Genomic DNA, 18,286 nt, shown 5'->3' on the forward strand with positions numbered 1-18,286 from the left:
GTGGGGCATCGCCCGCGACCTCGCCACCAGCTCCAGCTTCCGCCCCACCGGACTCGCCCTCCAGATGCTCAACAGCGCCGTCGGCGGCGCTTTCTACCCGGTCAGCGCCAGCGGCCCAGGCGCCGGCGGCCTCAACGCCGCCGCCTTCTTGCGCAAAGGCAACTGGGCGGTGGCGATAACCTCGGGTAACGCGAGTCCGATCACATTGTCGATCACTTTGTCGGCGGCCGGCGCGCCGCCGACGCAAGCATTTGAGCTTTCGGCGGCAACTCCAACTACCACCAATGAATTGGCTAATAACGTGACGATTGCCCGCGCGGCGATCACGGCGCCGCTGCGCGTGACGATCCCCGCATATGGGTTTGTAATCCTGCTACCGGCCGCCGGCAGGATATGATTCACGGGGTTGTCGCACTCGCCGCGGCCGCGCTGGTTCTGCTGACCCTGCCGGGAACTGTCGAGTTGGCTCTGCTCACCAGTGCGGCTCTGTGGCCGGCGCACAAGGGAAGGCCTGGGGCGCCGATTGAACGACGGACGCTGGACCGGCTCGCCGTCGTGATTCCGGCCCATGATGAAGCCGCGTCGATTGGGCACTGCGTCCGCAGTGTGGCGGCGTGCGCGGCGCCGCCGACGACTTCAGCGCAAATCGTAGTGATTGCTGATAACTGTGGCGACGACACCGCAAATTTGGCGCGCGCCGCCGGCGCGCGGGTGATTGAGCGAGTCGATCCGGCGCGGCGCGGCAAAGGCTTCGCGCTCGAATACGCCTTCGCCCGGCTGCTCGACGAGGGCTGCGATGCGGTTCTGGTGATCGACGCCGACAGCGTCCTTGAAGGAGACGCGCTGACCGCCGTGGCTGACGTGCTGCGCAAGGGTGCGGACGGCGTGCAGATGCGCTATCTGGCGCTGAATCCGGAGGCGGCGATCCGGGCGCGGCTGATGAACGTCGCGCTGATGGGGTTCAATGTTCTGCGGCCGCGCGGACGCGAGCGGCTGGGCCTGTCCGTCGGTATCTTCGGCAATGGCTTTGCGCTGAGCCGAGCGACGCTGCTGACGACGCCCTACGACGCGCACTCGGTGGTCGAGGATTTGGAATATCATCTGCGGTTGGTGCGGGCGGGAGGCCGGGTGCATTTTATCGAAAACGCGACGGTGCGGGGATTAATGCCGACGGGCGGCATGGGCGCGCGCACCCAGCGCGCGCGCTGGGAAGGCGGGCGGCTGAGCCTGTTGGTTAATTATGCACCGGCGCTGGCCCGCGAGGTTGTTCACGGGAATTGGTTGTTGCTGGAGCCGCTGCTCGATTTATTGCTCTTGCCGCTGGCGTTCTATGTGACGTTTCTGCTCGCAGTTCTGGCTTTGCCCGGCTCTCCGGCGCGGCTTTACGCGTTGGGCGCGCTGGCCCTCGTGATGCTGCATGTATGCGCCGGGATTGTCGTCGGCGGCGGCGGCCGGCGGGAATTCGCCGCGCTGGCGGCGGCGCCGTTTTACGTGGCCTGGAAGCTCGCGGTTACTCCAGCGATCGTTCGGGCGGCGGGCCGCATTACCCCGTGGATACGCACCGCGCGTGAGTGACGGCAGGGCAGCTAAGAAACCTCTGACAAGTCAGGCTGGTTCATTAACGGCGTCAGCGGGAAGAATGCAGGATCTTGTATCTCCGATTTGTTGGGTGAAGATGGGACGAGACGTGGCGCGGCAGACCACTGAATTCGAGGTCCGAGAAAGGCCTGAGCGAAGCATGGGCCGCCACGCCCGCAACCCGAGGATTACCTAGGGTGGCGGAACGGGAACTCAAGGCGTGCGTGTCGCGCCGGCGCGACTTGGGCAAGATGCTCGTCGAACACAACTGGCTCGGCACGGCGCCAAAGGTGCTGGACAAGGAGATCATCGCGCAGATTGGCTGGCTCGAGGGTGACCCGCGATCGCAATCTTGACCGCATACTGCGCTGCACCCCGCTGTGGCAGGAAAAAGAAGACTTGCTGCGGGGCGAGCTGGGCTCGCGGTGCTCTGCGCCAGCTGCTCGCCGCCTTGCCGAAACTGTGCCAAGCGACCGACAGCTACGCCGAGCGCATCAGCTGCGCGGGCGCTTTTGGAGACCGAGTTGCCTAGCACGCGGCCGTTTAGGCTCGGTGCCGACAAGGGGCTGCGACACCCGCGAGTTGTTGCCGCCCGCCGCGCGTCAAGGTCACCCCGCATATCGCGGGCAACGAAAACCGGCCCGGCGGCTGCGCGCTCGCCGACCGCGCGCGTCAGGACCGATTACCCGGTAGCCGGCGGATCTGCAAGCGGGTCGAGGATTATCTTCGTTTGGGAAAGATCCTCGGCGGCCTGCGCCGGTCGCGTTATCGCGGCCTCGAGCGCATCCAACTGCATGCCTATCTGGTGGCCGCAGCCTATAATCTGCTCAGAAGCGCCGGGCTCTGTGCGGCGGCGGCATGAACCAAAGCTCCGCCTCATTGCCGCGGCCCGCTCGCCCGGCAATCCCTTTTTGCTCGGCTGACTTTGCCCGTTATCATCATGATCGTGAAAAATGACTCCTCAAACCCTTTTTCAACATCCTGCTGATGAGCAGGCGGGCGACGTCGCGTCGCGGGACGTGCCGAATGGGGCGGATAGATTGCCGGATATTTCGACCATAATTGTCTCCTTCAACACGCGGGAGCTGTTGCGCGAGTGTCTGGCGACGTTGGGACGTGAGACGGCGAACCTCGCGCACGAAACGATCGTGGTCGACAACGCCTCGCGCGACGGTTCGGCGGAGATGGTCGCCGCCGAGTTTCCCGCGGTGCGGCTGATCCGCAGCACGACCAACTTGGGTTTTGCTGCAGCCAACAATCACGGTTTCGGCGTGGCGCGCGGCCGCTACGTGATTCTGCTTAACTCCGACGCCTTTCCGCGGCCGGAGGCAATTCGCCGCGCGCTCGAACTGATGGAGGCTCATCCGGAGGTCGGGCTCGGCGGTGGACGGCTGGTCGGACGCGACGACTCGTGGCAGCCGTCAGCGCGGATGTTCCCGTCGCTGTTCAACGACCTGCTGATGGTCTCGGGTTTGGCGGCGCGTTATCCGCGCTCGCGGATACTCGGCCGCGCCGATCGTACCTGGGCGGATCCGCTGGAGCCGGCGGCGACGGATTGGCTGCCAGGGGCCTTTGTCATAATCCGGCGCGAAGTGCTTGAGCGCGTCGGCTGGTTTGACGAGCGGTTTTTTCTGTATTCTGAAGAGATTGATCTGTGCCGTCGGATCAAGGCGGCGGGCTATCAGATCTGGTACTGGCCGCAGATCGTGGTGGTGCATCTGGGTGGGGAGTCGTCGAAGACGGTGGAGCGTGCACAGATGTCCAAGGCGGGTTCGCAACTGACGCTGTGGCGGATGCGCAGTCAACTACTTTACTGTCGCAAGCATCATGGAGCTTTCGGCGCGTGGGGCGTAGCGACGCTGGAAATCTGGTGGAACCGGCTGCGGGCGTGGCGCAATGGGATTCTCTCACGCGATGCGGACAAGGTGCGCGAATCGCGCGTGACGATAAGTCTGATGAAGCAGGCCTGGCGGGAGACGCGCGGCGGCGCTATCTCGCCGGCGCGGCCTTGGTAAGAAGACGGCAAGTTTTGCAGAGAAGGCCAATGTTCGAGAATTTGCGCGAAGACTGGGTGATGCACGAGCGCGAGATTTCGCGGCTCGGGCTGTGGGTGATGGTCGTGTATCGCTTCGGTCGCTGGCGCTATGGGATCAAATATCGCGCGGTGCGGATGCCGTTCTCGTTCACCTATAAAATCCTGTACACCTTCGCCAAGATACTGACGGGCGTCGAGTTTCCGTGCGAAGTGGTGATTGGGCGGCGCTTCAAGATCAATCATTTCGGCGCGATCATAATCCACGGGGATACGGTCTTTGGCGACGACGTGATCATTCGGCAGGGCGTCACGACGGGAGTGCGAAATACCGGGGTGCAGGCCGCGCCGAAGATCGGTAATCGGGTCGATATAGGAGCCGGGGCCAAGATTCTCGGTGGGATCACGATCGGGAACGATGTGGTGATTGGCGCCAATGCGGTCGTGCTCAAGGATGTGCCAAGTAACAGCTTGGCGGTGGGGGTGCCGGCGCGGATCATCCCGCGCCGGTCGGCTGCGGAGGCCACCGCCCGCGGCTCGTCCGCCGCTTGATTGCGCTCTCAGCGCGCGATCTCGCGATGCAAGAACTCGATCAGCTCCGGTGAGGGTCCGGGCGCCGCGGCGGCTTTTTGCCGCCCGGCCTCGGCGATCCGGGCGGCGAGTTCGTCGCCCGGCATGAAGGGGATGATCTTGCCGGCGCGGGCGAAGGCCTCGGCGACTTCGAGCTGATGGTCATCGACGTGTTCGCCGAAGCGGAAGAGCCGCGGAGCAACGACCGGGCGCTGGCCCGCGGCCAGCGCGAGTACAATCGATCCTACACCGCCGTGGCTCACGACGACCTCCGCCCGTGACATCAGGCTCAGGACCTCGTCGAACTCAATAAACCGGCGGGCTGACCCATATTTGACCTGATAGGTCGAGGAACCATACTGGACGACGCGCTCGATATTCGGCGGCAGGGCGTCTACCAACTCGAGCAGGCGATTGAACTGCTGAATATGGGTACCGACGGTGACGAAGATCAAAAGACGGAACCTCGATAGAGCGCCTTGCGAAAGCGCGCGGCGACTTCGGGCGCCTGCACCAGGAAGTCGTGCACGATCGGATAGACGATGCGGCCGGTGAGCGATAGTCCGCGGTAGCGCGCAAAGGATTCGAGATAAATCGTGCGGATGCACAAGAGCCGGCTCAGGTAGAGAAAGGGAATCGCGATACCGGCGCCGGAGCTAATTACGCAGGTCGGGCGTTCGGTCAGCAGGATGCGGCAGGCATAGAAAAGGTTTCTGATCAAATTCAGGTAGTTGCGATTGGTTGGACCAAAGGCGAACCAGACCTTCTCGTGCTTGAGCAGGCTTGTGGAATCGACCTGTCGCAGCGTGACCCAGACGCGCTCGTATTTTGACCAGACGTCTCGCTGCAGCGCGAGCAGTTCGAGCAGATGTCCGCCCGCCGAACAGACCAGCAATAGCTTTGGAGTTTGCTCCCGGCGCATCACATACGCTACGCAACCAGCGTCAGGGTATAGGCCAGCAGGATTGCGCTGGCGGTCAAGTGTGCAGCGATCGCATCGGTCAGGCGCCCCGAGCGGTACATCACGATGGCGAGGGTCAGGGCGGAGATCGTTGCCGGCAGCCAATGCACGTGTGCGATTCCGGAGACAATCGAGGAGCCCAGCAGGCCAATCCAGGAAAAGTGAGCAAACGGCACGGACGCGAAATCCGCGCTCACCAGCCGGCGCGCGAGATAGCCGCGAAAGGCCAGCTCCTCGGCCACCGGCGCGACTAGCGCGCCGCCAATCAGCCCGGCGGTCACCCACGCCGAAAATGGCGCTGCGAAGAGATTGGGCGGTGCCAGGATCAGGTCAGGGAGTGCAACGGTGCGCGCGGAGACCAGCCAGATAGCGGCGACGGTCGCGCCGGCAACGAAGGATAGCCATGTGGGCCGCCAGCGCCATTGCAGAAGCATCGTGCGGTAATGCCACAGCCCCAGCAGTCCCGCGCCGGCGCCTGCGGCGAAGAGCCCTTCGAGACCGGGTGAAAAGGCCCGCGTGAGCATCGCGGCCGCGATAATCACGAGCAGCGGGAGGATATAGGGCGCGGCGGGATTGGGCTCGGCCGGGGTTTCGGCGGTTAGCGAAAAGAATCGGGAACGTGAGCTGGCCCAGACCAGGCCGCCGATCACGAGGTTAAAGAAGAGCCAGCCGGCAACGGAGTGAAAGCCCTTGATTGCGACCGTTGGGTTCCAATTGCCGACCAAAATCAGGGCGGCGATGCGCAGGCAGTTGAGCAGCCAAATCGCGCAAATCCCGAGCGGCAGGAGCGCGAGCGCGTGCGGAAAGCGCAACTCGCGGCGGCAATACCACAGGTAGGCCGCGACGAAGATAGTGACCAGGCCGATGCCTTCGATACCTGAGCAGGCGGAACCGATCGTGACCGCGAAGGTGGAGGTGCCGATAATCAGTTGGGCGGGCACTACCACGATATTCTGTCCAACCAGCCGCAGTAGGAAGACGACGATCACGAAAGTAGAGCGTTGCAGCGGCCACCAGAGGTTTTGCGTCTCCATCCCGAGGGCGAAGGCGCTGAAGCCCACTGCGCCGCCGAGGGCGAAGGCGACGCCGCTGCGTTCGATCCAGCGCTGCCAGAAGCGCGGTGGGGCGAGGGTGAAACACCAGGCCGCCATAGCAGCCATCGCGAGCAGCGCCCAGAGCGTCAGCCAGCCCTCCCATCCGGTGATGGAGGTGAGCTGCCCGGCGCGCCGATGAATGGTTCCGAGGACCATCGCGGCGAGCAGGCTCAGGTGCATACCCAGCCAGCGCCACGAGATGCGTCGTGAACCGCCCGCGCGAATTGCGCGCTGGAATTCCTCGCGCAGGGTGCGCCGACTGAAGAATGCGGCGGCAAGGACGCCGGTGATGAAGGCCGGCCGCAGGCTTTGCTGAAAGGAACCGAGCAGCCGAGTCATCAGGTCGCGCTGGGTAAAATCAGCGCCTGACTCATAGGGCAGAGTGAGGGCCACGAATTCGCCGATCAGTATTAGGCCGAGCGCGCCCCAAGCTTCGTAGCGGGCGGGCGCACGGGTCGTCAGCGGGTCATTAGATTCAGTCGGATTCAAAGGGGCATCAGGTCTCAAGCTTTTTCGAGGAAAGCGAGTGGAGGTCGGAAGAACTTCATTAGCCTCGATCTCAGCCTCAATCGTCTGCTGAAAGTGGTCAGCGCCGGGCGGGCGGCGAAGATTTGAAGAAAAACGACTATCCACAGTCAGGTCAAACCAGCAAAATAATACAGGAGAAGCGGAGGATGCAGAAAGCGCCGATCGACAGCGCGAAGTACCGCGCGGCCCGGCAGCGCGTCTTTCGTAACGCGGGCTGACGCAGGCGCCAAGCAGTCCGAATCCTGTCCTTCCGCAAATATGTATGCAAGCATTTATGGTAGAGTGATGTGGGGGACTGCGGCAACGTAAGGCCAGCGTTTGACGGGAAGCGCAAAGAGAACAGTGGCGATAGCAAAAATGCCGTCTCTTAGGGACGACTCTGCGGGTACCGTGCTGTCGCTGCAGCAACAGCGATTGTGGCTGCTGGATCAGCTAACGCCGGGCACGTCCGCCTGCAATATCGCGGTGCGCTGGAAACTGATTGGACCGCTGGACGTTGAGATCCTCGAGCATGCGATCACGGAGATCGTGCGCCGCCATGAGTCGCTTAGAACGAAATTCGTACTGGAAGACTATAGTCCGGTCCAAATGGTCGAGCCCGAGGTCGAAGCGGCTCTGACGGTGATCGACTTGACGCACACCGCGGCGACTCAACGCGAAGCCGAGGTTGAACGGTTGTGCAGCAGCGAAGCACAGTTGCCGTTTGAACTTCTGCGCGCGCCGTTATTTCGCGTCACCCTGATTCGTGTAGACGAGCAGACGCACTGGCTGCTGCTGACGGTCCATCATATCGTGGCAGACGGCTGGTCGATCGGGGTGTTCGTCGACGAGTTGGCGGCACTCTATACCGCCTATGCGGCGAACCAGCCTTCGCCGCTGGCGCCGCCGCCGCTCCAGTATCGCGAATATGCCCGTCGTCAATTGGAGGGCGGACGCAGCAATGTTTCGAGTCCGCAATTGCTTTACTGGCTGCGGCAGCTCAAGGATTTACCGCGTTGCGAAGTTCCGTCGGACCGGCCGCGGCCGACGGTGCAGAGCGCGAACGGCGCGATCGTTTCGCTCCTGCTGCCGCGCGCGCTGAGCGAGGCGGTCGAGAAACTGGCGCGCGCCAACGGGGCTACGCTGTTCATGACGTCGCTGGCGGCCCTCACCGTCTTGCTCCAGCGCTACACCGGCGCTGGGACGGTGGTGATGGGAACGCCGGTAACCGGCCGCAACGCGCTTGAGCTGGAAAATCTGATCGGCCTGTTTATCAATCTGATCGTGCTGCGGGTGGACGTGAGCGGCGACCCGAGCTTTCGCGAACTGCTCGGGCGCACGCGGCGGGTGGTGCTCGAGGGGCTGGCCAATGAAGAGGCCCCGTTTGAGCAACTGGTTGATCTGCTTAAACCCAAGCGCGATCTGAGCCGCAATCCGTTGTTTGGGGTGAATTTCATTTTTCAGCGCGCCTTCATTCGGGAACAACCGTTGGGGCAAGCGCGGATTATCGATGTGCCGTCGACGTCGGCGGGGGCGCTCTATGATCTGAACTTCTTCATGGTGGGACGCGAGGAGGGTTGGCGGGTCTCGTGCGAGTTCAACACCGATCTTTACGAAGCGGCGACCGTGCAGTTGATGCTCGAGCGCTTCCGCTGGCTGCTGGAGACGATCGTGAAGGCGCCGGAGCGGCGGATTTCGGAACTATCGTGGGCCGGCGCGGAGGCCGCGCAACGCCGTGTCGGGCCTGAGATCGAAGCCGCGGCTGCGAGCGAAGTTGCGCCGCGCCCGGCGGTGGCGGCGCAGCGGGCGACGCGCGTCGATGATATACCGGTCGGATTCACGGCGACGATTGCCTGTCTGATCCCGTTGTGGGAGGAGGTTCTGGGGATCCATCCGGTGGGTCAGGAGGACGATTTTTTCGAGCTGGGCGGCAACTCGATCCAGGCGGCGCGGCTGATGGCCAAGGTCAACTCCGCGCTCGGGCGCAAGCTGCCGCTGGCGGTGGTGATTCGGTCCTCGACGCCCGCGCGGCTGGCGCGGGAGCTGGAGGCGCCGCAGGCGCTTGAAGGCAGCCGCGTGCTCGCGCTGCAGCCGCGCGGCCGCGGGACGCCCTTTTTCATCGTCAATGCCTATTCGGGCTTTGTCGAGGTCGCGCGCAAGGTGGACGCAGACCATCCGATCCTGAATCTGATCGGCGACGACGACAAGGCGCTGTCGGGAAACTACGATCTGGACGAAGAGGTAAGCGAGCACGTCAGTACGATTTTGGCGACTCAACCGGCGGGGCCTTATATGCTCGGCGGGTATAGCGCGGGCGGCATCCTGGCCTATGAGGTCGCGCAACGGTTGACGGCGCTGGGGCATGAAGTGGCGTTGCTGGTCCTGTTCGATATCGCCAATCCCGCCTACACGCGTGATGCATCGAGGCTGGGAATGGCGCGGGCGCGACTCTTGGAGAGCCTCGATTTTCACTGCGCGCAGCTCAGGCAACGCCCGCGCCGCGGATGGCCCGGCTACCTCATCGGTTGCGGACTCGTCGGGATGCGCCGCGCCTTGAAGGGCCTGGCGCGTTTGGGGCGGCGTCAGGCGCCAGCTGTGACTCTTGCGCCTGTAGGTTTTGAGATGCGTATCCAGGCGGCGCGCCGGTACCGGCCGCAGCCCTACGATGGACCTGTGCTGTTCTTCAAGCTGCCGAGTGATCGGCTCTCGGGACGCTATCGCGATCGCATATACGGATGGGGCTCGGTAATCACCGGAGACTTCGAGGTCTGCACAGTGGAGGCGCGGGACCATTTGCGCATTTTCAGCGACGCGGCGGGCGACAAGGTGGCGCGCAAGCTTGAGCACAGGTTGCGCGAAGTCGTATCGCACGCGGCTGAATCAAGCGAAGGGCATCGCGGCGCTGAGGACGGCTTGCGGCCATGAACATGCGCGACCGGCAAGGGCCGCGGGGGTGGGTGCGCGCGGCTGCCGCGGGCGTTGTCGCACTACTGCTGCTGGGTTGCGCGCCCTCGGCCAGTCCGCCGAATCTCGCATCCGCGCCGGCGGCGCCACTGGAAACCCCGGGCGCGCAAAGTCGGGATGCGTTCGTCGCGGCAATGCCATCGCCGGCGCCGGAGGCGGCCGGCGCGACGGACGAATCGAACGAGCTGCCGCCGCCGCCCGGCCGCTACACGCTGGGCCCGGGCGATGTGATAACCGTAACAGTCTGGGGCCATCCTGAACTTTCGGGCAAACATGTAATCGGGCCCGATGGCGATATTCAGTTGCCCTTCGTCGGTTCGGTTAGAATTTCCGACTTGAGCGCCGACGATGCTGGCGCAAAGCTGACGCAGGCGCTGCGCGAGATATACGTGCTGAGCGTCGCTTCCCTGACGATCGACAGCTACAACGGTAATCAGATCTTGGTTCTCGGCAACGTGGCTCATCCGGGCGCCCAGCGCTTCAGCGAGCAGCCTACCCTGCTGGCGGCGCTGGCCAAGGCCGGCGCTGGGGCCGGCGGTGACAAGGACGGCCTCGGCGGCATGGCCACGCGCTGCGCCATTATACGCGGCCGCGATCGGCTGCTGTGGGTCGATCTACGGCCGCTGCTGCGCGGCCAGGACGCTTCGCTTAACATCGCGCTTGAACGCAATGATCTGGTCTATGTGCCCGATGCGGACGCTGAGATCATCTACGTTATGGGTGAAGTCAAGAGTCCGGGGGCCTATCCGTTAACCGCGCACATGAGTTTTCTCGAGGCGCTGACGCGCGCCGGCGGTACGACAGAATCGGCGCAGACCGGCAAGGTGGTGCTTGAGCGACCGGTCCAAAAACAGCAGGAGGTGATCGATCTGCAGCAAATGGTTGAGAAGGGCCAGGCGAACTATCAGCTCGAGGCGGGTGACATTGTCTACGTTCCCAAGAGCGGGCTGGCGAAGTTCGGTTACGTTCTGCAGCAGATCAACCCGATCACTACGCTGGCGTTTCTCGGAGCCGCGTTCTGATGGTTTCGTTTGATGTGGTCGGCAAGCAGCGCGCAGCCGCGCATCCAGGCGGGGTAGTGGTATGAACGCGCTGACGGAGAGAACCGCCGCCACGGCGCCACGGGCAGCCTCGTGGGTCGTGCCGAATCGCTCGCAGGACTTTCTGCGGAGCCTGCTCGCTCATCGCTGGCTGGCCGGCAGTATCGCCGTTGGGGTGGCGTTGGCGGGTTTGATCGTAGCGCTGCTCTATGGTCACGCGACATACGTGGCGGAGGCGATTATCCGGGTGGCGCCGAGCTCGTCGGTGCCGCTGTCCGGCGCCCAGGACAGCTACGCCTCGGAAGAGAGCTATCGCGACTTCGCCCAGCAGCAGGTGTTTGAGATCGGGGGGTATGCTTCGATATCGCAGGCGCTGGCGGGATTGGGTGCGAAGCGCGACTTGTGGCAGGAACCTCACGAGACTGACCGCCACGCCGCTGAGCGGCTGATGTCGAGTATCAAGGTCGAATTGATCCCCGACAGCTATTTCATTTCGGTCTCGCTCGAAGACACGAATCCGCAGGGCCTGGCCGAGATCGTCAACGCGGTGGTCAACACCTATCTGTCACGCGAGGCGCGCCAGGAATTGAACGGCGCGGACACCGGGGTGCAGATGCTCAACAGCCGCAAGGGCGAGCTCCAGCAGCAGATGGCGGGAGACCAGGAGCAGTTGAACCAGCTGGCGCAGAGCCTGCAGATAGCAACCTTCGAGAGCAGCCTAGCCAACCCGTACGACAAGCTGCTCGCCGACGAGAATACTGCGCTGGCGCGGGCTCATCGGGCGGCGTTGGCCAGCGAGGCGCGGGTGGCGGCGCTCGAGTCCTCACAAGAGCATATCAAGGCTCTCGAAATCGATTCGAAAGCGCAGGAACTGCTGACCAACGACACTGAGACTGCGACCGCCAAGCAACAGTTGATGCAGCAGCGCGAAGCGGCGTCGGTCGAGCTCGAGGGGCTGGGGCGCAATCATCCGGCGCGGCCAGCGCTGGCCCAGAAGATCGCCAGTATTGACGAGGAGCTGAAGAAACTCGATCAGGCGTCGCTGGCCAAAATCCGCAGCTCGGTGCAGGCGAGCGAGGGCGACAAATCCGGCGTAACGCTGTCGCAGGCCAAGGCGAACCTGGATCAAGCCCGACGCACGGAAGAGGGTATCCAGAAGGATCTCGACGGGCTGCGCGCGAACGCCGCGGCGTTTGGGGTCAAATACGCGCAAGCCGTCGCAGTGCATGACAAGATCGAGCGCGAGCGCAAAGAGCTGCAGGACGTGGCGGATCAGGCAAGCCTGTTGCGCTTACAAAGCCGCGCGCCCGGGTTTGTCAGCCTGGAATCGGCAGCGATGCAGCCCGATCTTCCGCTCAAGGGCAGGCGCCGGAAAATCTTCATACTGTTCACTTTTATCGCGCTGGCGCTGGCCGTTGGGGTGCCGACGGGTCTGGATTTAATCGATCCGCGGATTCGCGCTGCGGCGGAGCTCGAGGGCATCCTCGGGTTTCCGCCGTTGGGAGCGGTGCAGCTTGGCGGGGGCCGGATGGGCCGCGAGGGGCTGCGCCGGGTCGCTTTGGGCATTTTGCGCGAGCGGCGCACATCGGGTGTGCGCGCATACGTGATGACGCCGGTCCAGGAAGGCGCCGGCACCACGACCCTGGCTTTGGCGCTGGCCCAGGAACTGAGTGATCTCGGCGTGCGCGCAGCCACGATTGAGAGTGCACCGATCCCGGCCGATCAGCAGCTCGTAGACGGCTCTGACGAACGGCGCAAATTGCGCGATGGCGCGCGAGTGGTCCGCCCAACCGGCGATATGACCAGGCATATTGCGCGCACCGGATCACTCGAGGGCAACCGGCATGCGTTAGTTACGGCGGCGGAGGAGGCGCCTGGGCGTTTCACGATCTGCCATCATAGCGGCAGCGGAGGTCTGGCGCTCGAGTGTGTGAAAGAGAGCGTTGAGCGCGCAATGCAGACGCACGACATCGTGCTGCTCGATGCGCCGCCGCTGCTGACCTCAGCCGATGCCGTATTATTGATGCAGATGCCAGCAGGGGCCATCCTGGTGGTGCGCGGCGGCCGCGATGAAGTACGTGACGTTCTGGCGGCGGCGCGGGAAATCGAGCGGCTGGCGCCGCCGGTGGTCGGCGCGGTGCTCAACACTTTTTTTCCGAACGGTGAAACCGACCAGCTGCCGCCGAGCGCGGTCGGATGGCTGCCGGTGTGACGATGGCGGAATCCGGCGGCATTTCGGCGTCGATGGTGCCCTCACTCTCCGTAGTGATTATCGGCCGCAACGAGGGTGAGCGGCTGGAGCGATGTATCCAATCACTTACGCCCGTGCGTGAGTCGCTGCTGGCGACGGAAATCATTTACGTCGACTCCGCGTCGACCGATAACAGCCGGGAATTGGCGGCCCGGCTGGGGGCGCGGGTAATCAGCGTTACGCCGCCACGACCGCGCGCGGCGATTGGACGCAATGCCGGCTGGCAGGCATCGTCGGCGCCGATTGTGCTGTTTCTTGACGGTGATACGGTGCTCGCGCCCGACTTTGTCGAGGCGGCATTGCCGCAGTTCGCTGATCCTGAGGTAGCCGTAGTCTTCGGCAATCGGCGCGAGATGGCGGCGCATCAATCGATTTACAATCGCGTGCTCGATCTTGATTGGATCGTGCCCCCGGGGCTCGTTGAGTACTGTGGCGGCGACGCGCTTATGCGCCGCGAAGTACTGAGCGGACTGAACGGTTACGACGAGGGTTTGATCGCCGGCGAGGAGCCGGAGCTATGCTGGCGGATTCGCGCGCGCGGCTACCGCATCGTGCATCTGGATCGCCCGATGGTAGGCCACGACTTGGCGATCACGAGGTTCGGTCAGTATTGGCGGCGGGCGGTGCGCACCGGCTATGCCTATGCCGAAGTCTCGGCGCGTTTTCGCGGTACGGCTTCGCCACTGTGGGAGCGGCCCGCGCGGCGTAACCTGATTCACGCGCCGGCAATGATGGGGCTGACGATCGGCATGGTGCTGCTGGCGCTCGTGACGGGCTCCATCGCGCCGATTTTAGCGGGCGCCGTGATCATCATGTTGCTGGTGTTGCGGACTGCCGCGCACGTGCGCGGGCGCGTGCCGGAGCTCGCGACTCGCCTGCTCTACGGGATTCATTCGCATTTGGGGCAAGTGCCGATCTTCGTCGGTCAACTCAAATATCGGCTGGATCGATGGCTGGGGCGGGGCTCCGAGTTGATCGAGTACAAGACGGCGGCGGAAGGACGGCGGTAATGTCCCTACTCGCAGTCCTGCCGGCCCTGGTTGCGCTGATCGTCTGTCTCAGGCGCGGTCCGAGCTATGCGCTGATCGCCGTATACCTACCGGTCCTGCTGTTGCTGCCGGATGAGCTACGCTGGCCCTTCAGCGGCCATTTGACGTTGTCGGAAAGCGCGATCCTGCCAATCGCGGTGTTTTTCATTATAAAGCGGGGCCGGGAGTGGCGTTGGAGCCTTGCGGATTTCCTGGTTGTGGCGCTGATCGTGCTGACGACTATCTCCGAAGGCATCAATCGAGATGCCGCGCACGCGCGCAACCTCGCGCTCAATCTTTTCTGTACCACGGCGCTGCCGTATATGCTGGCTAAAGGCCTGTTCGAGCGCGAGCTCTTGGGCGCCGCGTTCGCGAAGCGCTTTGCGATCTGCGCGACGGTGGTGGCGATCGTCTCCGTTTATGAATTCAGAATGGGAGTCGATCTCTTCGAGCGGGTAATCATCCCGCTCTTTCCGGGGCGATCGATAACCGCGCAACTGTTTCGATACGCCTACGCGCGTATTCAAGGGCCGTGGACCCAACCGATCCTCGCCGGAATACTCTTTGCGGGCGCTTACCGCTTGACGCGCTGGCTCGAATGGAGTGGGAATTGGCCGGGCCGGGTGCCATGTCTGCCGATCAGCAAGACGCGCTTTTGCGAGATTCTGATTGTGCTGGGCAGTATCATGACGGTCTCACGCGGACCCTGGGTGGGCGCGGCGGCCGGCGGTATCTGTGTAGTTCTCGTGCGGGCGCGCCGCCGGCTCGTGGCGTTGGCGGTGACGCTGGCCGTGGCAATCATGATTGGGGGCCCGGTCAATTCGGCCTTCAAGTCGTATGCATCGGTAGATCGCCTGACCGCCGCGACCGACACTCAGGCCACTGCCGCATATCGTTACGAGCTGCTGCAGAAGTACGTCGCGATCGTGGAAGAGCGTCCAACCTGGGGCTGGGGCTCATCTCTTTTTCCGCGAGTGGACAACCTTGACTCGATCGACAACCAGTACCTGCTGGTAGCACTCGACCAGGGAATTTACACCCTCGCCGTTTTCGTCGGTCTGCTGGTCTGGATGATCGTGCGTCTGTTGAGATTTGCCCTATTCCAGCAAAGAGGCGGGGGCGCCATGTTGCTTGGCGTCAGTCTGCTAGGCACGATTGTCATGATCGCAGTTTCGATTTCGACCGTCTGGCTGGGCGCGCAAACCCAGCCCTTGCTGTACTTGGTGATCGGCTGGAGTGAGGGGTTATTACTCGCGAATGCCCGCGCCGTTCACTCCACTACTATCGAGCGAGAACCTGTTGCTCGTCGAGTAGCAGCATTTCGCTTCGCGCGGGTGATGGTGTGATTTTTCCGCCCGTTGACCGCGTTCTTACGAAGCTGCGGAGTAGAATGAGTACGGCTGCCGACATCCATGATTCTGCGTTACGACACATAGTATTCGTGCAATACGGCGACTATGCCGAAGCAGTTCATCGATTTGCCGCGGGCGGAAAGGAGAACTATTACGCGCAGAAGTATTCGGTCGATCATGTAGCTTTTCTGGCGGCCCGTTACGGCACGGTGACGGTCATCACATTCAGTCGCGACCATCCTTTCGAGTTGTTACCGAACGGCGTCGGGGCCCGCGGCGTCCTGCTCTATCCATCGGGCGGAAAGGCCCGCCACCATGAGCTGCTGCGAGCGCTCGAAGAAATGAAGCCGACGGACGTCATATTGGTTGCTCCGATCCGCTCGGTGCTGCACTGGGCGGTGCGCCGTCGCGTACGGACTCTGCCACTGTTCGCCGACAGCTTCCTCGCCTCAGGGTGGAAGGCGCGATTAAAAGAGTGGCTCTTGGCGCGAGTGCTCAACGACCGGCACTTTTCATGGGTTGCCAACCACCACATCGCCGCGTCACAAGAATTGGCCCGCATCGGCGTCGACCCACATAAGATACTGCCGTTTGACTGGCCGCCGATCGTTTCTCCGCGCGACTACGCGCCCAAGGATGCGCCGGCCGGAGCGCCATTCAAGCTGCTTTATGTCGGTCAGCTCTCAGAGGCGAAAGGGATTGGCGATGCGCTGCGCGCCCTGCATTTGTTGCCCGGGTGCACACTTACGGTTATTGGCGGCGGCGCGGACGAGTTGAGCTTGCAGGCGATGTCCGAGAATAACGCCATAGCCGGACAGGTCACTTTTCACGGTGTGCTGCCCCACGACCAAGTCCTCGAGATGATGCGAGCACACGACGCGGTGCTGGTCCCGAGCCGGCATGAGTATCCGGAGGGGCTGCCATTTACGATCTACGAGGCGCTGTGCACGCGGACGCCAGTGGTCGCGTCGGATCATCCGATGTTCCTGCGTCGGCTCGTGCGCGACCAGAACGCCCTGGTCTTCAAGGCCGCTGCGCCGGCGTCGCTCGCGGCCGCAGTGCAAAGGCTAATGACGCATCCGGACCTCTATCGCGCTTTATCGAAAGCAACGGGAGAAGCCGCCGAGAATTACCTCTGTCCGCTCAGGCTTCACGATCTAATCAACATCTGGTTACAGGGTGACGCTGAAGGCGATGCTTATCTCTCCTCGTTCTCGCTGGCAGGCCATGCATACGTTTGAAAATTTCCTGGATTTAGCGGAGCGTCTTAATCAAGCCGTGATTTCGTGGTGACCAGTCCGAATGGCTAATCCAGGTTTACGCGTCCGCAGCTCGGGGCCGGCAGAAATCACGCCGCGCCGGATGGCCGCGGGCACGCTGAGTTCGCTCATCAACCGCTTGATCGGCTTGAGTCTCGCTTTTTTTGTGCTGCCGCTGGTGATCCATGCGGCCGGAACCGAGGAGTATGGATTGTGGGCGGTGATGGGTGCGACGGTAACCTACTTCGGCCTGCTGGACTGCGGAATCGGCGCGGGTTTCATTAAGTATCTCGCGGAATTTCTCGAGTACCGCGAAGCTCGGAAAATTCGACAAATCATGACGTTCGGCTTGCTGTTCTATCTGGGGCTGGGCGCACTGCTGCTGCCGCTCGCAGCGCTTTCAGGACCGCATATCGTGGGCTGGTTGAAGGTCGCTCCGCGCAATGAGGCGCTCGCGACGCTGCTGCTCCTGCTGGCAGTGGCCTATTTTGTTACCCAGAATGCGTTGGGCATCCTGTACGCCTTCATTGTCGCGATGCAGCGCAGCGACGTGGCGGCGTGGATCGATACCTTTGGACAGGTGGTCTACGCGACTGCGGTAGTAATCCTGCTGCACATGCACTTGCAGATTCTGGCCGTTCCGATGGGGCTCTTCGCGGCGTTATTCTGCGTCACGCTCGTGCGGCTGGTTGTGGTCTGCAGGATGTTCGGATGGCCGTTCGGTAATCCGCTGAGCCTCGACGGTGAACTGGTCCGGCGGCTGTTCGGCTTTGGCCTGTGGACGCAGATCAGCATGCTGACCGCAGTAATCAATCTCGAGACCGACCGGATCATACTGGGGGCCTTTGTCAGCCTGACCAGCGTTACATACTACGAACTGGCTAATCGGCTGGCGCTGCTCTCGCGCAATCTGCCCTTGACGCTGCTGGGGCCAATCCTGCCGGCGGCGTCCGCGATCGACGGACGCAAGGATGATCGTCAACTGAATCGCATGTATATCCGCGCGACGCGCTACCTGGCGCTGGGCACGGGCGCGATCGCCGGGCTGCTGGTCGGCGCCGGCCCGCAGATTGTGCGGGTCTGGATGGGCCGCGACTATCCCTGGGTCACGGCGATCATGGCGGCGTTGTTGTTAACCTACGGGATCAACAATCTTACCGGAGTCGGGACAACGGTCGTGCGCGCGGTGGGCCAGCCGCATGTCGAGACTTACTACGCTGTGCTGGGGGCGGTGGTTAATGTGGCGGCCACAATCGTGCTGACGCCGATCTTTGGACTGATGGGGGTGATCGCGGGGACGTTGATCGGCTCGACGGTTGGTTCGATCTATTTTCTGTGGCTATTTCACAAATTGCGGGGGCTGAGCTGGACGGAAGTCATGAGCGAGTGGCTGTGGCGGTTGGTCGCGGCGATCGCGATCGCGGGCGCCGGCATCTGGATTATCTGCAACCACGCGCTCACGCCGTGGTGGTTTGCTGCGCGGCCGCGGGGCATGGCGGCGCTGATCGCGATTGGGGTGTTCTATGCGGGGGCTTTGTGGGTGGTGCTGTGGGCGCTCAGGTTTTGGGATCGCGACGACCTCGATCTGCTCCAGCGGCTGTTGCCGGGCCGGTTTGTGGTGGCGAAAGTGAAGCCTCAGTAGGGGGCTGA

16 protein-coding genes are annotated in these 18,286 nt (G+C 63.1%); 13 read left to right on the forward strand and 3 right to left on the reverse strand.

From position 1 onward, the window contains the following. The 6 genes from VKS22_11630 to VKS22_11655 all read left to right on the forward strand — a co-directional run. The coding region (locus VKS22_11630) for a hypothetical protein (protein HLW71259.1) at positions 1-397 on the forward strand (397 nt) is incomplete at its 5' end. Next, positions 394-1,575, forward strand: a complete 1,182-nt coding sequence (locus VKS22_11635; protein HLW71260.1) for a glycosyltransferase family 2 protein — start codon at positions 394-396, stop codon at positions 1,573-1,575. The genes VKS22_11630 and VKS22_11635, both read left to right, overlap by 4 nt. Positions 1,576-1,775: 200 nt before the next feature. Next, the gene (locus VKS22_11640) at positions 1,776-1,934 is read left to right on the forward strand and encodes a hypothetical protein (GenBank protein HLW71261.1); all 159 of its coding nucleotides are present in this window, start codon (positions 1,776-1,778) and stop codon (positions 1,932-1,934) included. A 374-nt stretch (positions 1,935-2,308) separates the two neighbouring features. Continuing rightward, positions 2,309-2,440, forward strand: coding sequence for a hypothetical protein (locus VKS22_11645; GenBank protein ID HLW71262.1), 132 nt, complete (start codon positions 2,309-2,311; stop codon positions 2,438-2,440). Between the two features lie 91 nt (positions 2,441-2,531). Then, positions 2,532-3,593 carry a glycosyltransferase family 2 protein gene (locus tag VKS22_11650; GenBank protein ID HLW71263.1) on the forward strand — a complete coding sequence of 354 codons (1,062 nt, stop codon included), beginning with the start codon at positions 2,532-2,534 and terminating at the stop codon, positions 3,591-3,593. Between the two features lie 29 nt (positions 3,594-3,622). Then, positions 3,623-4,162: a hypothetical protein gene (locus VKS22_11655; protein HLW71264.1), complete on the forward strand. Its 540-nt coding sequence runs from the start codon at positions 3,623-3,625 to the stop codon at positions 4,160-4,162. Positions 4,163-4,170: 8 nt separating this feature from the next. Here VKS22_11655 and VKS22_11660 read toward each other — a convergent pair whose 3' ends face one another. The 3 genes from VKS22_11660 to xrtE are packed head-to-tail and all read right to left on the reverse strand — an operon-like array spanning position 4,171 to position 6,724. Beyond that, a complete protein-coding gene (locus VKS22_11660; protein HLW71265.1) occupies positions 4,171-4,635 on the reverse strand; it encodes a glycosyltransferase in 465 nt (154 codons plus the stop codon). Then, entirely contained in the window at positions 4,632-5,102 is a 471-nt protein-coding gene (pssD, locus tag VKS22_11665) for a PssD/Cps14F family polysaccharide biosynthesis glycosyltransferase (GenBank protein ID HLW71266.1), read from the reverse strand. The genes VKS22_11660 and pssD overlap by 4 nt, the downstream gene beginning before the upstream one ends. An 8-nt stretch (positions 5,103-5,110) precedes the next feature. Beyond that, positions 5,111-6,724: an exosortase E/protease, VPEID-CTERM system gene (gene xrtE, locus VKS22_11670; protein HLW71267.1), complete on the reverse strand. Its 1,614-nt coding sequence runs from the start codon at positions 6,722-6,724 to the stop codon at positions 5,111-5,113. Between the two features lie 396 nt (positions 6,725-7,120). On the opposite strand from xrtE, the gene VKS22_11675 reads away from it, so the two are divergent. From VKS22_11675 to VKS22_11705, 7 genes are all read left to right on the forward strand, one after another. Continuing rightward, on the forward strand, positions 7,121-9,667 hold the full coding sequence (locus VKS22_11675; GenBank protein ID HLW71268.1) for a condensation domain-containing protein: 2,547 nt from the start codon (positions 7,121-7,123) through the stop codon (positions 9,665-9,667). Continuing rightward, entirely contained in the window at positions 9,664-10,728 is a 1,065-nt protein-coding gene (locus tag VKS22_11680; GenBank protein ID HLW71269.1) for a polysaccharide biosynthesis/export family protein, read from the forward strand. Before VKS22_11675 ends, VKS22_11680 begins: the two co-directional genes overlap by 4 nt. 61 nt (positions 10,729-10,789) lie before the next feature. Further along, complete coding sequence (locus VKS22_11685; protein HLW71270.1) at positions 10,790-12,958, forward strand: hypothetical protein; 2,169 nt, start codon at positions 10,790-10,792, stop codon at positions 12,956-12,958. Continuing rightward, positions 12,943-14,007, forward strand: coding sequence for a glycosyltransferase family 2 protein (locus VKS22_11690; GenBank protein HLW71271.1), 1,065 nt, complete (start codon positions 12,943-12,945; stop codon positions 14,005-14,007). Before VKS22_11685 ends, VKS22_11690 begins: the two co-directional genes overlap by 16 nt. Beyond that, positions 14,007-15,371, forward strand: coding sequence for an O-antigen ligase family protein (locus tag VKS22_11695; protein HLW71272.1), 1,365 nt, complete (start codon positions 14,007-14,009; stop codon positions 15,369-15,371). Before VKS22_11690 ends, VKS22_11695 begins: the two co-directional genes overlap by 1 nt. A gap of 44 nt (positions 15,372-15,415) precedes the next feature. Further along, positions 15,416-16,618: a glycosyltransferase family 4 protein gene (locus VKS22_11700; protein HLW71273.1), complete on the forward strand. Its 1,203-nt coding sequence runs from the start codon at positions 15,416-15,418 to the stop codon at positions 16,616-16,618. A 61-nt stretch (positions 16,619-16,679) separates the two neighbouring features. Then, positions 16,680-18,278 carry an oligosaccharide flippase family protein gene (locus tag VKS22_11705; protein ID HLW71274.1) on the forward strand — a complete coding sequence of 533 codons (1,599 nt, stop codon included), beginning with the start codon at positions 16,680-16,682 and terminating at the stop codon, positions 18,276-18,278. The last annotated feature ends 8 nt before the right edge of the window (positions 18,279-18,286 follow it).

Source organism: Candidatus Binataceae bacterium (assembly GCA_035308025.1).
GTDB lineage: Bacteria > Desulfobacterota > Binatia > Binatales > Binataceae > JAJPHI01.

What these genes read in the sequence shown, in the direction of transcription:
- VKS22_11635 (HLW71260.1), top strand. Translation starts at nt 394, where the DNA reads ATGATTCACGGGGTTGTCGCACTCGCCGCGGCCGCGCTGGTTCTGCTG.
- VKS22_11650 (HLW71263.1), top strand. Translation starts at nt 2,532, where the DNA reads ATGACTCCTCAAACCCTTTTTCAACATCCTGCTGATGAGCAGGCGGGC.
- VKS22_11655 (HLW71264.1), top strand. Translation starts at nt 3,623, where the DNA reads ATGTTCGAGAATTTGCGCGAAGACTGGGTGATGCACGAGCGCGAGATT.
- pssD (HLW71266.1), bottom strand. Translation starts at nt 5,102, where the DNA reads ATGCGCCGGGAGCAAACTCCAAAGCTATTGCTGGTCTGTTCGGCGGGC.
- VKS22_11675 (HLW71268.1), top strand. Translation starts at nt 7,121, where the DNA reads ATGCCGTCTCTTAGGGACGACTCTGCGGGTACCGTGCTGTCGCTGCAG.
- VKS22_11680 (HLW71269.1), top strand. Translation starts at nt 9,664, where the DNA reads ATGAACATGCGCGACCGGCAAGGGCCGCGGGGGTGGGTGCGCGCGGCT.
- VKS22_11685 (HLW71270.1), top strand. Translation starts at nt 10,790, where the DNA reads ATGAACGCGCTGACGGAGAGAACCGCCGCCACGGCGCCACGGGCAGCC.
- VKS22_11690 (HLW71271.1), top strand. Translation starts at nt 12,943, where the DNA reads ATGGCTGCCGGTGTGACGATGGCGGAATCCGGCGGCATTTCGGCGTCG.
- VKS22_11695 (HLW71272.1), top strand. Translation starts at nt 14,007, where the DNA reads ATGTCCCTACTCGCAGTCCTGCCGGCCCTGGTTGCGCTGATCGTCTGT.
- VKS22_11700 (HLW71273.1), top strand. Translation starts at nt 15,416, where the DNA reads ATGAGTACGGCTGCCGACATCCATGATTCTGCGTTACGACACATAGTA.
- VKS22_11705 (HLW71274.1), top strand. Translation starts at nt 16,680, where the DNA reads ATGGCTAATCCAGGTTTACGCGTCCGCAGCTCGGGGCCGGCAGAAATC.